General features: G+C 44.9%; 12 protein-coding genes. 5 read left to right on the top strand and 7 right to left on the bottom strand.

What is annotated here, in order from left to right:
• The first annotated feature begins 112 nt into the window (after positions 1-112).
• The 5 genes from speA to ABZD21_RS03945 all read left to right on the top strand — a co-directional run bounded on the left by speA (position 113) and on the right by ABZD21_RS03945 (position 6,401).
• Complete coding sequence (gene speA, locus ABZD21_RS03965; protein WP_372773044.1) at positions 113-2,005, top strand: biosynthetic arginine decarboxylase; 1,893 nt, start codon at positions 113-115, stop codon at positions 2,003-2,005.
• A 163-nt stretch (positions 2,006-2,168) separates the two neighbouring features.
• Positions 2,169-3,350: a T9SS type A sorting domain-containing protein gene (locus ABZD21_RS03960; RefSeq protein ID WP_372773042.1), complete on the top strand. Its 1,182-nt coding sequence runs from the start codon at positions 2,169-2,171 to the stop codon at positions 3,348-3,350.
• A gap of 78 nt (positions 3,351-3,428) precedes the next feature.
• A complete protein-coding gene (locus tag ABZD21_RS03955; protein WP_372773041.1) occupies positions 3,429-4,949 on the top strand; it encodes a carbon-nitrogen hydrolase family protein in 1,521 nt (506 codons plus the stop codon).
• Between the two features lie 340 nt (positions 4,950-5,289).
• Entirely contained in the window at positions 5,290-5,847 is a 558-nt protein-coding gene (locus tag ABZD21_RS03950; RefSeq protein WP_372773039.1) for a dihydrofolate reductase family protein, read from the top strand.
• An 8-nt stretch (positions 5,848-5,855) separates the two neighbouring features.
• Positions 5,856-6,401: a GNAT family N-acetyltransferase gene (locus ABZD21_RS03945; RefSeq protein ID WP_372773037.1), complete on the top strand. Its 546-nt coding sequence runs from the start codon at positions 5,856-5,858 to the stop codon at positions 6,399-6,401.
• Between the two features lie 20 nt (positions 6,402-6,421).
• Here the strand turns inward: ABZD21_RS03945 and ABZD21_RS03940 are convergent, their stop codons facing one another.
• From ABZD21_RS03940 to ABZD21_RS03910, 7 genes are all read right to left on the bottom strand, one after another.
• Positions 6,422-7,126, bottom strand: a complete 705-nt coding sequence (locus ABZD21_RS03940; protein ID WP_372773035.1) for a protein-L-isoaspartate(D-aspartate) O-methyltransferase — start codon at positions 7,124-7,126, stop codon at positions 6,422-6,424.
• A 176-nt stretch (positions 7,127-7,302) separates the two neighbouring features.
• The gene (argB, locus tag ABZD21_RS03935) at positions 7,303-8,079 is read right to left on the bottom strand and encodes an acetylglutamate kinase (protein ID WP_372773033.1); all 777 of its coding nucleotides are present in this window, start codon (positions 8,077-8,079) and stop codon (positions 7,303-7,305) included.
• A gap of 99 nt (positions 8,080-8,178) precedes the next feature.
• Positions 8,179-9,129, bottom strand: a complete 951-nt coding sequence (locus ABZD21_RS03930; RefSeq protein WP_372773031.1) for an N-acetylornithine carbamoyltransferase — start codon at positions 9,127-9,129, stop codon at positions 8,179-8,181.
• A gap of 124 nt (positions 9,130-9,253) precedes the next feature.
• Positions 9,254-10,501 (bottom strand): glutamate-5-semialdehyde dehydrogenase, encoded by a 1,248-nt coding sequence (locus tag ABZD21_RS03925; protein WP_372773029.1) that lies wholly within the window; start codon positions 10,499-10,501, stop codon positions 9,254-9,256.
• A 252-nt stretch (positions 10,502-10,753) separates the two neighbouring features.
• The gene (gene proB / locus ABZD21_RS03920) at positions 10,754-11,845 is read right to left on the bottom strand and encodes a glutamate 5-kinase (protein WP_372773028.1); all 1,092 of its coding nucleotides are present in this window, start codon (positions 11,843-11,845) and stop codon (positions 10,754-10,756) included.
• 11 nt (positions 11,846-11,856) lie between these two features.
• Positions 11,857-12,648, bottom strand: a complete 792-nt coding sequence (gene proC / locus ABZD21_RS03915) for a pyrroline-5-carboxylate reductase (RefSeq protein ID WP_372773027.1) — start codon at positions 12,646-12,648, stop codon at positions 11,857-11,859.
• Positions 12,649-12,660: 12 nt separating this feature from the next.
• The gene (locus tag ABZD21_RS03910) at positions 12,661-13,812 is read right to left on the bottom strand and encodes an aspartate aminotransferase family protein (protein WP_372773025.1); all 1,152 of its coding nucleotides are present in this window, start codon (positions 13,810-13,812) and stop codon (positions 12,661-12,663) included.
• Between the last annotated feature and the right edge of the window lie 65 nt (positions 13,813-13,877).

Raw genomic sequence — 13,877 nt, 5'->3', positions numbered from 1 at the left:
ATCATTGATTTTGCTTAAATTCAATCCGTTGAATGCGAAGATAACTCTCTAAAAAATTTATCTTTGGCACGCTTTAAAATAACCCTATTGACAAATTTTTGACAAGAACAGAATGAGAAAATGGCGCATTGAGGATACCGAAGAACTCTACAATATTAATGGTTGGGGAATCAACTATTTTTCTGTAAACGATCGTGGGAATGTGGTAGTCACACCCCAAAAAGGTGGCCCTCAAGTTGATTTAAAAGAATTAGTAGATGAATTGCAAGTGCGAGATGTTGCACTGCCACTATTAGTTCGGTTTCCCGATATTCTGGACAGCCGGATTGAAAAGATGACCAGCTGTTTCAAAGTTGCAGCCAAAGAGTACGACTATCAGGCTAACAGTTACCTGATCTACCCCATCAAGGTGAATCAAATGCGCCCGGTGGTTGAAGAAATCGTTAGCCATGGCCAAAAATTCAATATTGGTCTGGAAGCTGGGTCGAAACCTGAATTGCATGCTGTAATCGCCATCAACACCGATAGCGACTCGCTGATTATTTGCAATGGATACAAAGATGAAGACTATGTCGAACTGGCTCTTTTGGCTCAAAAAATGGGACGTCGAATTTTTATCGTCGTTGAAAAACTGAACGAGCTAAAACTGATCGCTAAAATCGCCAAACGACTAAAAATAAAACCAAACCTCGGTATTCGAATCAAGCTGGCCAGTAGCGGAAGCGGCAAATGGGAAAGTTCGGGTGGAGACGGGAGCAAATTTGGCCTGACCTCCAGCGAAATTCTGGAAGCACTGGACTACCTGGAAAGCCACAATCTGAAGGACTGTTTAAAATTGGTTCATTTCCATATTGGAAGCCAGGTTAACAAAATTCGTCGAATCAAAATCGCATTGCGCGAAGCCTCCCAATTTTACGTTCAACTGGCTAAACTGGGCTTTAGTGTCGAATTTGTTGACATTGGCGGCGGATTGGGTGTTGATTATGACGGAACCCGTTCGGCAAACCGCGAAAGCAGCGTAAACTACAGTATTCAGGAATACGTAAACGACGCTATTTCGGCCGTGGTTGATGCCAGTAATAAAAACGGCATACCGCACCCGAACATTATTACCGAATCAGGTCGCTCACTTACAGCTCACCATTCCGTATTGATTTTCGAAGTACTTGAATCAGCATCTCTTCCCAGTTGGGACGATGACGTTGAAGTTCAGGAGAATGATCACGAACTGGTAAAAGAACTGTACGCTCTGTGGGACAATCTGAATCAACCACGAATGCTCGAAGCCTGGCACGATGCCCAACAAATCAGGGAGGAAGCGCTGGATCGTTTCAGCCTTGGATTGCTGGATCTTAAAACACGTGCGCAAATCGAGCGTCTATTCTGGTCAGTTGCTCGCGAAATCAATAAAATGGTGAGCAAAATGCGCCATTATCCGGAAGAACTTGGAAGTCTTTCGAAATTATTGTCGGACAAATATTTCTGCAACTTCTCCCTATTCCAGTCACTTCCGGACAGTTGGGCGATAGATCAGATTTTTCCGATAATGCCCATCCACCGATTGGATGAAAAACCGGATCGTTCGGCAACCCTGCAAGATATTACTTGCGACTCGGACGGTAAGATTGATAACTTTATTTCAACTCAGAATATTTCGTCCAACTTGCCGGTTCACTCGTTAAAAGCCCGCGAGCCGTATTATATTGGTGCATTCCTTGTTGGAGCCTACCAGGAAATATTGGGCGACCTGCACAACTTATTTGGCGACACCAATGCTGTTCACGTATCGGTTGATGACAAGACCTACCATATCGATCAGGTCATTGACGGAGAAACAGTAGCCGAAGTACTTGATTACGTTCAGTACAATCCGAAAAAGATGGTGCGGATGGTTGAAACCTGGGTGACTACATCTGTAAAATCGGGAAAAATAACGGCAGAAGAAGGAAAAGAATTTCTTTCGAACTATCGTTCCGGACTATACGGTTACACGTATTTGGAATAAAACTTACCTGCATAGTGAGCAAAAGCCATCCGAATTCGGGTGGCTTTTTTTTGGCATTTACTGTCGCGTCCTAAAATAGCTCTTCTCAAAAAAGTGCGACTTCTGTAACCTATTTTTCCGTTGGATGTTATACCTTTTGTTATCAATTGAAAAAATAACGTTCATGCAAACCCGACTATGCACTCTTATTTTGATCTGCACCCAGGCGTTTGGACTTAGCGTTTCCTGCTATTCAACCGGATTGAAAACCCTGTGCCGCCTTCCGGAAGTGGTTGCCGAAACATCCGGAGTGGAACTCACCGGCAATAATGAAATCTGGACTATCAACGATAGCAGTGGCCAAAACATGCTGTATTTATGCGACACGCTTGGCAATCTGGTTCGATCAGTTCTGGTTAACGGAGCCATTAATGAAGACTGGGAGGAATTGACTCAGGATGCCAGCGGAAACTTCTATATCGGCGATATTGGGAACAATGAAAACAAGCGTCAGAATCTGCGGATTTACAAGATTCCCAGCCCGGTTAACACTGAAACACAAAGCGTCGACGCGCAGACAATAACCTTCAAATACCCCGATCAAACCGAATTTCCGCCGGCTGACGACCAGTTGGATTTCGACTGTGAAGCGATGATCTGGTTCAACCACTACCTGTATCTTTTTTCGAAAAACCGTAGCTTACCTGTTCGAACCAATCTCTATCGTATCCCCGATGAGCCGGGCGACTATGTGGCGGAGAAAATTGGCAGTTTTGCCAGTGGTGGTTCTGATCTCGAAGAAACATCAATTTACAGCTACTGGATTACAGCAGCCGACATTAGCCCAAATGGCAAACAAGTGGCGTTGCTTTCGCACGACCAGGTTTGGGTTTTCTATAACTTCACCGGAGATGACTTTTTCTCTGGCGATTACAAAACCTACGATCTGAGCTCCAGCACCCAAAAAGAATCCATCTGCTTTGCCAACAATTCAACCCTTTACCTAACCGACGAATATTGGAGTTTTTTTGATATTGGCCGAAATCTATACCGGCTAACCATAAGCACTCCGTTTAGCACATCAAGTGCCGATTCACTAGACAATCCGAAGAATGAGGTTCTCATATACCCTAATCCCTTCAGCCAAATGCTTCATGTTAGTGGTCAAAACCTGAGCGACTATCAACTCCAGCTACTCAACACAAAAGGCGAGTTAACCCAATTATTTGTTCCGCAAAACTCTGAAATAGACCTCCAATTGGCAAGTCTTCCAAATGGGATATATCTCTTGAAATTCGTCAACAAAAATACCGGCTACTCGTGGGTCGATAAAATTATAAAACAAGACAAAAAAGCCGGTTATTAAAGAACCAACAGTGAAAATTCTGCTAATTTAGGCCCCGAATTACCACTCTGATTTTCACGCACAATACAAGTATAAATTATGGAAGAAATTGAAAATATTGAATTAGTATTTCTTAGTCTGGACGACTATGAAGATTTGAAACAAGCAATGATTGAGGCCTATGCAAAAATAGAGAACTCATACTGGGAAATGGAGCAGGTTGAGACCTTAATCAGGAAGTTTCCCGAAGGCCAGGTAGCCATAAAAGTGAATGGTCATTTTGCCGGTTGTGCCCTGTCCATTATCGTCGATTACAATAATTTCGAAAACGGACACACCTATCGTCAAATCACGAACAATCACTCCTTCAACACCCACACCCAGGCCGGAGATATGCTCTATGGCATCGATATCTTCATCAAGCCACGTTTCCGGGGACTACGATTGGGGCGTCGCCTGTACGACTATCGAAAAGAATTGTGCGAACGCTTAAATCTAAAAGGAATTGCTTTTGGCGGCAGGATCCCCAACTTCCATAAGTATTCGAGCGAAATGACGCCGAAACAATACATCGATAAGGTACGTCGCAAAGAGATTCACGATCCGGTTCTGGACTTCCAGATGTCGAATGATTTTCATCCGGCTCGTATTCTTAAAAATTATTTGGTTGGGGATGAAGAGTCGAACGATTATGCAGTGTTGCTTGAGTGGGACAACATTTACTACGAAAAGCCAAGCAACAAAGCGACAACAATCAAGAAAGTAGTCCGACTCGGATTGGTTCAATGGCAAATGCGCCTCTACAAAGATGTTGAAGAACTGATGCAGCAAGCCGAGTTTTTTGTCGATGCAGTTTCGGGGTACCGCTCCGACTTCGCTCTGTTTCCGGAGTTCTTCAACGCTCCATTGATGGCTGAGAACAACCATTTGGGTGAAGCTGACGCGATTCGGGAGCTAGCCTCATTTACCGAACCACTGGTTCAGCGTTTTGCCGAGTTGGCGATCTCGTATAACATTAACATCATCACCGGAAGTATGCCGGAACTCGTCGATGGCAAACTTTACAATGTGGGATATCTGTGTAAACGCGATGGCGGGGTTGAACGCTTCGAAAAACTGCACGTGACTCCGGATGAGGCCAAAGTATGGGGACTGCAAGGCGGCTCAACACTGAAAACATTCGACACTGACTGTGGTAAAATCGGTATATTAATCTGCTATGATGTTGAATTCCCGGAACTTAGTCGCCTGCTCGCACTCGATGGCATGGACATTTTATTTGTGCCCTACCTGACTGATACGCAGAACGGTTACTCCAGAGTACGACATTGCGCACAGGCAAGAGCCATCGAAAACGAATGCTATGTAGCCATTACCGGGTCGGTGGGCAACCTGCCCAAAGTACACAATATGGACATTCAGTACGGCCAATCCATGGTGTTTACCCCTTGCGATTTCTCGTTCCCTGCAAACGGAATCAAAGCTGAATCAACACCTAACACCGAGATGATTCTGATCGCCGATGTGGATATCGATATGCTTCGCGAACTAAACCAACTGGGAAGCGTGCGAACTCTAAGAGACCGAAGAACCGACCTCTACGAAATAAAAACCAAATAACACTTGGGTGAATTTGTTCCGGCATGATTTGCACTCTGGAAAATAAATATTCCAAAGTACAAATCATTCCGGTTCAAATCGACTACAAGCCGATCTCGTAGAAAACCCGAATAACCGCACCGAGGCCGACTATTGGTTTTGAACAACGAAAAACGACTTGACAACCATGCTGCCTGTTTGGGTTGTTCAAAATCCCCCACGAAAAGACATCCATCCGAAAATACCTCACAGAATAATAAATGAACTGGGTTGTCTGAAGCTCGGCTGAGAGTCGCGACACGGGAAAAAACAGTAAAAGTTCTCTATCTTTGCTGCCGCTAAAAGTTGAAAATAGAAATTCATGCGTAAAATAACCGCTTTCATATTTACCAGCCTCAATGGCTATTACCAGGGAGCCGACGGCAATATCGACTGGCACAGCAACGGTTCCGAAGAAATTGAATTTGCCCAAACCAAATTACAGGAAGGAAAAACGCTGCTTTTTGGCCGTCGTACTTACGAGCTGATTCGCAACTTCTGGGTGGGCCCAATGGCCTACGAGTTGTTCCCGGCAGTCGCTTTGCGATTGAACCAAACAGAGAAGCTGGTTTGCAGCAATACGCTCAAACAAACCGAGTGGAACAATACTTCGATTCTTAGCGATGATATTGTTAGCCAAATCAAAAAAATTAAGGAAACGGAAGGTGAAAATATCACCCTAATGGGGAGTGGCAGCCTTTTGAAGCAATTGGCAGAAGCCGATTTGATCGATGAATATGAGATTATGATCGACCCCGTAATATTAGGTAGCGGCAAAACTATTTTTGAAGGCATCAATAAGGAGCTGAACCTGCAAATTACCGACGCACGACTGTTTCGCGAAAGTGGCACCCTGGTGCTCTACTACAAAAGAGGCTGAAACAGAGCATGAAAAGGCACAAATTTTTCGAAACGAAGCGCTTACTAATCCGGCCAACCACCAAAGAGGATGCCGGGTTTATTTTCGAGCTAATGACCTCGGAAAAATGGCTCTCCAATATCGGTTCGAGAGGTCTTCAAACCGAAAAGGATGCCCTAATTTATATTCGGCAGAAAATGCTGCCCCAATTGGAACGGCTGGGGTTCAGCAACTACACCATCATCCGAAAAACCGACGGAGCTAAAATGGGAAGCTGCGGACTGTACGACCGCGAAGGTCTGGAAGGTATCGACATTGGCTATGCTCTTCTGGAACAATACGAACGGATGGGTTATGCCTTTGAAGCCGCCAGCCGAATCAAACAGGCAGCCTTCGAGGACTTTCTGTTTACGGAATTATATGCCATAACTACTCACGAAAACATCTCCTCCCAACGACTTCTCGAAAAACTGGGGATGACTTGGAAGACAAGCGTACATATTTCTAACGACCCGAACGAATTACGATTATATCAGCTTTCCGTTGACAACATTTCCGGATCAGAAATAAGATAGCCTCGTTCAAAAACCCGCCATTAATCTTTATGGATAAAAGGGACGAAACGCACCGGAATCACATTTCGGGACACAACACGGTTTTCTTTTTTTTCTAGTAGCTGTAAATATTGGTAATCGTGCCCGCCTTTCACCGGAATAACCATTCGCCCGCCAATTTTCAGCTGTTCCAGCAAAGGCGGTGGAACCGAATCGGCTGCAGCGGTAACGATAATCGCATCGTAAGGCGCATGCTCAATCCAGCCGACATACCCGTCACCGCTTTTTACCTGAACGTTGTTATAATTCAACTTTTCTAGCAGTCCGGTGGCTTGTTTAGCCAGTGCATCAACAAGCTCAATGGTATAAACTTTATCGACAATTCCGGCCAGCACCGCTGCCTGATACCCTGAGCCGGTTCCAATTTCGAGCACTTTAAACGAAGGTTCAGGCCGGATCAGTTCAGTCATATAAGCCACAATATAAGGTTGCGAAATGGTTTGTCCGTACCCAATGGGCAAGGGTCGATCCAGGTAGGCAAAATCCTCATATCCAGCAGCGACAAACAGATGTCGAGGCACGCTCCGCATCGCGTCCAAAACCAACTGATCACTTACTCCCCGAGCTTCAATCTGTTGCTTTACCATCTGTTTTCGCTTCAACTCATACTGATCTCCCTGAACGAACAACTCCGGCAACAGAAAGAAAATTCCCCAAAAAACCATCAAGTTTAAAACTGCAACCATATCTAATCATTTCCTTTTAAGGTTATCATTGATATTTACGGCAATATCCGGCTCGCGGTTCGTTTGGATCGTGGTTAAAGCACGAACAAATCCCAATCTTGACTATTTAAAAAGAAAGAAGCTCCGTCCTTAACGTTAAGGACGGAGCTTCTTCTGATTGTATCTAAAATCAATATTTACTCAGGCAATAAAGATGTACCACCGGTTTGCAAACCGGGGATATTCGTGATTCGGATTTTGGAGACCCCTCGTTTAATGGCATCGAAGCTGTTATCCAGCTTGGGGATCATTCCGGCATGAATAGCGCCGCTTTCCTGCAAAGCTTTAAACTGGGCATGATTCAACGAACCGATCACCGAATGATCGTCTTCCGAATCCTCCAGCACTCCCGGTTTCTCGAAGCAGAACACCAGCTCCACATCGAAATACTTTGCAAAAGCAACGGCTGCCTCAGCGGCAATGGTATCGGCATTCACATTCAGCATGCTGCCTTGCTTGTCGTGTGATAAAGGTGCCAAAACCGGAATCACGTTCTTCTCCAACAGCAAGTTCAGCTCTTCTACCTGCACCGCGACAATATCTCCTACATAGCCGTAATCGATGGTTTTCACCGGACGTTTTACCGCTTGCATGTAGTTCAGGTCGGCTCCGGTGATCCCAATGGCATTCATCCCCAAGGCCTGTAGCTGTGCTACAATGTTCTTATTCACCAAGCCTCCGTACACCATGGTCACCACTTCCAGCATATCCAAATCAGTAATGCGTCGGCCTTCCACCATTTTCGTTTCAATACCAAGGCGCTCAGCCAAAGCTGTTGCCGAACGGCCACCTCCGTGAACCAGTACTTTTAATCCTTCCAGCTTCGAAAAACGGGCCAGCAAATCAGCCAAAGAATCTTTCTCCTCAACTACCTTACCGCCAACTTTTACGAGTGTGAGCTTTTGCTTTGTCATATCCTCTTTTTGGAATGTCATTCATAGTCACCAATAGTCATTCAGTTCATCGTTGTAACGACACTTGACTAATGAATGACAACTTAGTGACGATCTTCTTTATTTCATTTGATCCAACAGCATCTTCAGCACGGCTTGAGCTGAGAAGAGTCGATTTCCGGCTTCTTCAACCACAATCGAGTTTGGACCATCGATCACCGAGTCGCTCACAATCATATTGCGGCGAACAGGCAAACAGTGCATAAACTTCGCGTTGTTTGTTACCGCCATCTGACGGTCGCTAACGGTCCAATCCCGATTTTTCGACAGAATTTTGCCATAATCGTTATAAGCCGCCCAGTTTTTCGCGTAGATGAAGTCAGCACCTTCAAAGGCCTTCATTTGGTCGTATTCCGGCTTCAGGTCGCCCATAAATTCGGGCGCCAGCTCGTACCCTTCGGGATGAGTCACTACCAGTTCGTAATCGGTTTCGCGCATCCACTCAACAAACGAGTTTGGCACAGCCTGAGGCAACGCTCTCGGGTGTGGCGCCCAGGTCATAACAACTTTCGGGCGCGCTTTTGTTTTATGCTCTTCAATAGTGAGGTGGTCGGCAAACGACTGCAACGGATGGCGGGTTGCCGCCTCCATGCTCACCACCGGAACACCTGCGTAATCAATAAACTGTTGGATGATCTTCTCTTCGTAATCATCTTCTTTATTTTCAAATTTAGCGAACGAACGAACACCGATAATATCACAATACTTACCAATCACCGGAACAGCCTCACGAATATGCTCCGGCTTGTCGCCATCCATAATCACACCGAGTTCTGTCTCCAACTTCCAGCCACCTTCATTAATATCAAATACAATCACATTCATTCCTAAATTAAGACCGGCTTTCTGGGTGCTCAGCCGAGTACGCAGGCTGGAGTTAAAAAAGACCAGCAACAGCGTCTTGTTTTTGCCCAGATCTTGATATTTGTAGGGATCCTGTTTCAATTCCAATGCTAGCTTGAGCGCTTCGTCCAGGTTATCTAAATCGTGTACGGATGTGAAGTGTTTCATATTTATTGTTCGTTGAGATGTTGAATTGTTAAATTGTTGAATTGTGTCACCCTGAATTCATTACGGGATCTTGTGCTCTTTGCTTCGGAGATCCCGAAACGGGTTCGGCATGACTTCGATCTACTTAAGGGCGAACTTGCCCGTCACCGTCGATCAACCATTTATAGCTGGTTAGCTCTTCGAGCGCCATGGGGCCTCGGGCATGCAGTTTTTGGGTTGAAATACCAATTTCAGCTCCCAGCCCAAATTGAGCGCCATCGGTAAACGCCGTGGAAACATTGCAATACACCGAAGAAGCATCAACCAACTTGCGGAATAAATCCTGTCGTTGTGCATCTTCCGACACAATCGCTTCGCTATGTTTCGAACTATATTCGGCAATATGTTCCAATGCTTCGTCGAAACTTGCAACCGTTTTAACCGACATTTTATAGTCCAAAAACTCAGTCCCAAAAGATTCGTCGGTTGCCCAAGCCAATAGGTTTGACGGATAATTTCCCTCCAATGCTTCGTGCGCTTGCTCATCGGCATATATAATCACCTTGCATTTTGGCAGTTCGCTGCATATCTCGGGCAAATCTGACAGCCGGCTTTCATGAATCACCAAACAATCGAGCGAATTGCACACACTTGGGCGACGGGTTTTCGAGTTGAAAACAATATCACGTCCTTTAGCAGTATCGCCAAACTCATCAAAATAAGTGTGGCAAATTCCAGCTCCGGTTTCAATGACGGGGATGGTCGCATTTTTACGCACAAACTCGATCAATCCCTGCGATCCGCGTGGGATGATGAGGTCTACAAAGCCACGGGCATTCAGGATTTGTGATGTTGCCTCCCGATCGGCCGGTAACAGAGCCAGAATATTTTTGTCGATCCCATGTTTCTCGAGCACCGAATGAATGACTTTTGTGATGGCTGTATTGGAATCGATCGCGTCGCTACCACCTTTCAACACACAGGCATTGCCCGATTTCAGGCAAAGTGAAAACACATCGAAGGTTACGTTCGGACGCGCTTCGTAGATAATACCAATGACACCAAAAGCAACCGACACTTTTTGGATGCGCATCCCATTTGGGCGGGCAGTTTCACTCAGTACACGACCAACAGGTGAAGGCAGGGAAGCAACATTGCGAATATCAGCGGCGATTCCGGCAATCCGATCAACGGTCAGCTTTAGCCGATCATATTTGGTATCCGAAGGATCCATACGCGCCAAATCTTTTAGGTTTTCGGCCAGCACTTCGTCTGTGTGGGCAACAGCTGCATCTGCCAAATCCAACAATACCGCATTGATTTGATCGACTGTCAGCAGATTTAAGCTTCTACTGGCTTTTAGCGTCAATTCTAATTGTTTTTTAACCTCCATAATCTTTGTGTCTATAAAATTAAAAGTCCCCTTCCCTGGGGGAGGAAGGGGACAACTCAGAATTTCTTGAATTTGTTGAAGTCAACAAAAAGGGGTATTTAGAAAAGGGTATATTGAGTTATTCTGAGCTATAATGTCTTTTATTTCTTCGCCTTAATAAATTACTTATTACAAAAGTAGTCAATGAACGACAAATTAACACATATAAGCTGAATTTTATCCCAATTATTAAGCAAAATTCAGATTTATCTTTTATTCCTCAATCAAATACAGATAATCGTAATGAACAACGGGCTTCTGATTTTTCGTTCCGGCTTCGGCTTGCGCTTTTTCCGAGTCGAATTGTGCTTTTCCCCACCCGATTAATTTTCCACTTTCATCAGCAATTTTTACGATATCTCCTTTTTCGAAGATTCCCTTCACCATTACAACACCAATCAGCAGTAAACTGGAGGCCGTATCGGAATAGAGTGCATCTCGGGCTCCTTGGTTAATCACCAATTCGCCCTTGGCAAAACTATCAGAGTAGGCGATCCACTTTTTTACGTTTGACGATTTTCGGCCATCAGCCGTGAAAAGTGTATGCTTCACATGCCGGTCGGTTCTTAAAATATCAGTTAGCACGTGGTCTTTTAGTCCGCTGGCAATATGAACGGCTATGCCCCCTTTCGCGACCTTACGGGCGATTGAACTTTTAGTTAGCATTCCGCCACGACCAAAACCGGATTTCTGTGTCGACACGTTCTTCATCCAATCCTTCTCTTTCGGACTAATTTCTTCAATAATGCTTGAAGTAGGCAGTGATGGATCACCATCGTAGATTCCTTCAACATTACTCAGAATAATCAGCGCTTCAGAATTTTGCATGGAGGCCATCAATCCCGAAAGTTCGTCATTGTCGGTAAACATGAGCTCCGACACGGAGATGGTATCATTCTCATTAACAACCGGGACAACATTGTTTTCCAGAAGGGTTGTGATGCAGTTTTTCATGTTCAGATAATGATCCCGATCGGCAAAATTATCTTTGGTTGTCAGCACCTGAGCGCAAACAATACCATGCTCGCGAAAGAAGTCAGCATAGCGATTAATCAGCAAAACCTGACCTACCGCTGAGCACAGCTGCCGCGAAGAAACCGTGTCCAGTTTCTTTTGCAACTTCAGCTCACTTCTTCCGGCAGCTACAGCACCCGAAGATACCAGAATTACTTCAACACCATGTTTGTGCAAAAAAGCGATCTGATCAACCAGATGGGAAATCCGGGCTACATTCAACGTTCCGTCAGACTTAGTTAGAACATTACTACCGACTTTTACGGTAATCTTTTTATAACAAAAATTCATACTGATTCGGCTTATCCCATTTTATTATACGACGCAATCAGCCCCTGAATAACCGATGAGCTAAATCCTTTATGTTCCATTTCGTTGATTCCGGTGATCGTTACACCACGCGGAGTAGTTACTTTGTCGATTTCACGTTCCGGGTGGTTACCGGTATCCATTATTAATTTCACCGCGCCTTTAACGGTTTGCGCTGTAATAAACTGAGCCATTTCGGCACCAAAACCCATCTCGATTCCTCCTTGCATGGCAGCGCGCACATAGCGCAGGGCAAATGCTGTTCCGCAGGAAGCAAGCACCGTAGCTGCTCCCATCAACTCTTCGGTAATAATCACTGTTTGGCCTAACTGGTCGAACAATTCCTTCACCGAATCCATACAATCTTTGGTGTTTCCGTTGCCGGAAATACAGGTCATTGATTCTAGAATAGAAATGGCTGTATTAGGCATCACCCGAAGAATCTTCTTGTCCGCGCCAGCCATCGATGCCAACTCTTTCAAGCTGACACCAGCGACAATAGACACGATTATTTTATCTGGAGTCAATACATCTTTCAAATTCGCAATTACCCCTTCAATGTGATAAGGTTTTACAGCGAAAAGCACCAAATCGGCATCCTTCGCGGCTTCGGCATTTTCGGAAAATGCATTGAAACCTTGTTGCCTCAACGCTTCTAAAGTTTTCTCGCGCGGATCGGAAATAGAAATTGATGAGGCCGGGAGATATCCTGATGTCAGAATCCCTTTTGCGATTGCACTTCCCATATTTCCTGCGCCAATAATGGCAATTTTCCCGACTTTCATATCCTTTATAATTTAATTCTGCTCCGCTTTCGCGTACAGCACGTTCAATACTTTTTCAAATTTCGAAATAAAATCGTTCGCTTGCTCCATTGTCAAACTCAGTGGTGGCAGCAAGCGAATAATGTGTGTGCCTGAAACACCGGTGAACACTTTTTCGTCTTCGAGCAATTTCTGACGAATAGCTTTGATAGGTTCTTCAAACTCCAAACCGATCATCAGTCCGTGGCCACGAACTTCCTTAATTTGTTTGAATCCGGCAAGCGTTTGCATCAAATATTGGCCAACTTTTTGAGCATTCCCAACCAGTTGTTCCTTCTCCATAATTTCCAGCACCGCAATTCCGGCGGCACAAGCCAAATAGTTGCCACCAAAAGTGGTTCCCAACATGCCATACCATGGTTTTAGCTCCGGCTGAATCAATAAACCGCCAATCGGAAAACCATTGCCCATGCCTTTTGCTGTAGTTATTAAATCGGGTTTGATGTTGGTATACTGAAAAGCGAAGAATTTTCCGCTTCGTCCATATCCAGACTGTATTTCATCCAGGATCAACAACGTGCCGTATTTCTTACACCGACGTTCCAGCTCTTCCAAGAAAGCGGGCTCAGGCACGCGAATTCCGCCAATCCCCTGAATTCCTTCAATTATGACAGCGGCAACATCTTCATTTTTCAGGCATTCAACTACCCGATCGATATCGTTCAATGGTAAAATGATGGCATTTTCGGTTTCGTTTACCGGAGCAACAATTTTTGGATTGTCGGTAATGGCAACAACAGCCGATGTACGCCCGTGAAATCCCTTATTAAAACTGATCACTTTTTTCCGCCCTGTGGCAAACGAGGCCAACTTCAAAGCGTTTTCGTTCGCTTCGGCTCCGGAGTTGCATAAAAACAGCTGATAACTATCGAACCCGGAAAGTTGACCCAACTTATCCGCCAGCTCTTGCTGCTGCGGAATAACAACCGAATTACTGTAGAACCCGATTTGGTTTAGCTGATCGGTAATTTTTTGGATATAATGCGGATGACTGTGTCCCACTGAAATAACAGCATGACCTCCGTATAAATCGAGGTATTTGTTCCCTTCACTATCCCACATATAAGCTCCTTCGGCTTTTACCGGGATGATATTGAACAGCGGATATACATCAAAAAGTTTCATAGTCATTCAAAGTAAAAAGGTAAAAAGCTCTAAGCTTCATGTTCCAAACGTCTATTCATTCAGAC

The sequence above is a fragment of the Mangrovibacterium sp. genome, assembly GCF_041596335.1.
In the GTDB taxonomy this organism is placed as follows: domain Bacteria; phylum Bacteroidota; class Bacteroidia; order Bacteroidales; family Prolixibacteraceae; genus Mangrovibacterium.
The sequence above is the reverse complement of the archived record's forward strand: the minus strand, read 5'-3'. Positions and strand labels throughout refer to the sequence as shown.

Bases quoted from the DNA above. Each gene is read 5' to 3' on its own strand.
- speA (WP_372773044.1), top strand. From the start codon at position 113: ATGAGAAAATGGCGCATTGAGGATACCGAAGAACTCTACAATATTAAT.
- ABZD21_RS03960 (WP_372773042.1), top strand. From the start codon at position 2,169: ATGCAAACCCGACTATGCACTCTTATTTTGATCTGCACCCAGGCGTTT.
- ABZD21_RS03955 (WP_372773041.1), top strand. From the start codon at position 3,429: ATGGAAGAAATTGAAAATATTGAATTAGTATTTCTTAGTCTGGACGAC.
- ABZD21_RS03950 (WP_372773039.1), top strand. From the start codon at position 5,290: ATGCGTAAAATAACCGCTTTCATATTTACCAGCCTCAATGGCTATTAC.
- ABZD21_RS03945 (WP_372773037.1), top strand. From the start codon at position 5,856: ATGAAAAGGCACAAATTTTTCGAAACGAAGCGCTTACTAATCCGGCCA.
- ABZD21_RS03940 (WP_372773035.1), bottom strand. From the start codon at position 7,126: ATGGTTGCAGTTTTAAACTTGATGGTTTTTTGGGGAATTTTCTTTCTG.
- argB (WP_372773033.1), bottom strand. From the start codon at position 8,079: ATGACAAAGCAAAAGCTCACACTCGTAAAAGTTGGCGGTAAGGTAGTT.
- ABZD21_RS03930 (WP_372773031.1), bottom strand. From the start codon at position 9,129: ATGAAACACTTCACATCCGTACACGATTTAGATAACCTGGACGAAGCG.
- ABZD21_RS03925 (WP_372773029.1), bottom strand. From the start codon at position 10,501: ATGGAGGTTAAAAAACAATTAGAATTGACGCTAAAAGCCAGTAGAAGC.
- proB (WP_372773028.1), bottom strand. From the start codon at position 11,845: ATGAATTTTTGTTATAAAAAGATTACCGTAAAAGTCGGTAGTAATGTT.
- proC (WP_372773027.1), bottom strand. From the start codon at position 12,648: ATGAAAGTCGGGAAAATTGCCATTATTGGCGCAGGAAATATGGGAAGT.
- ABZD21_RS03910 (WP_372773025.1), bottom strand. From the start codon at position 13,812: ATGAAACTTTTTGATGTATATCCGCTGTTCAATATCATCCCGGTAAAA.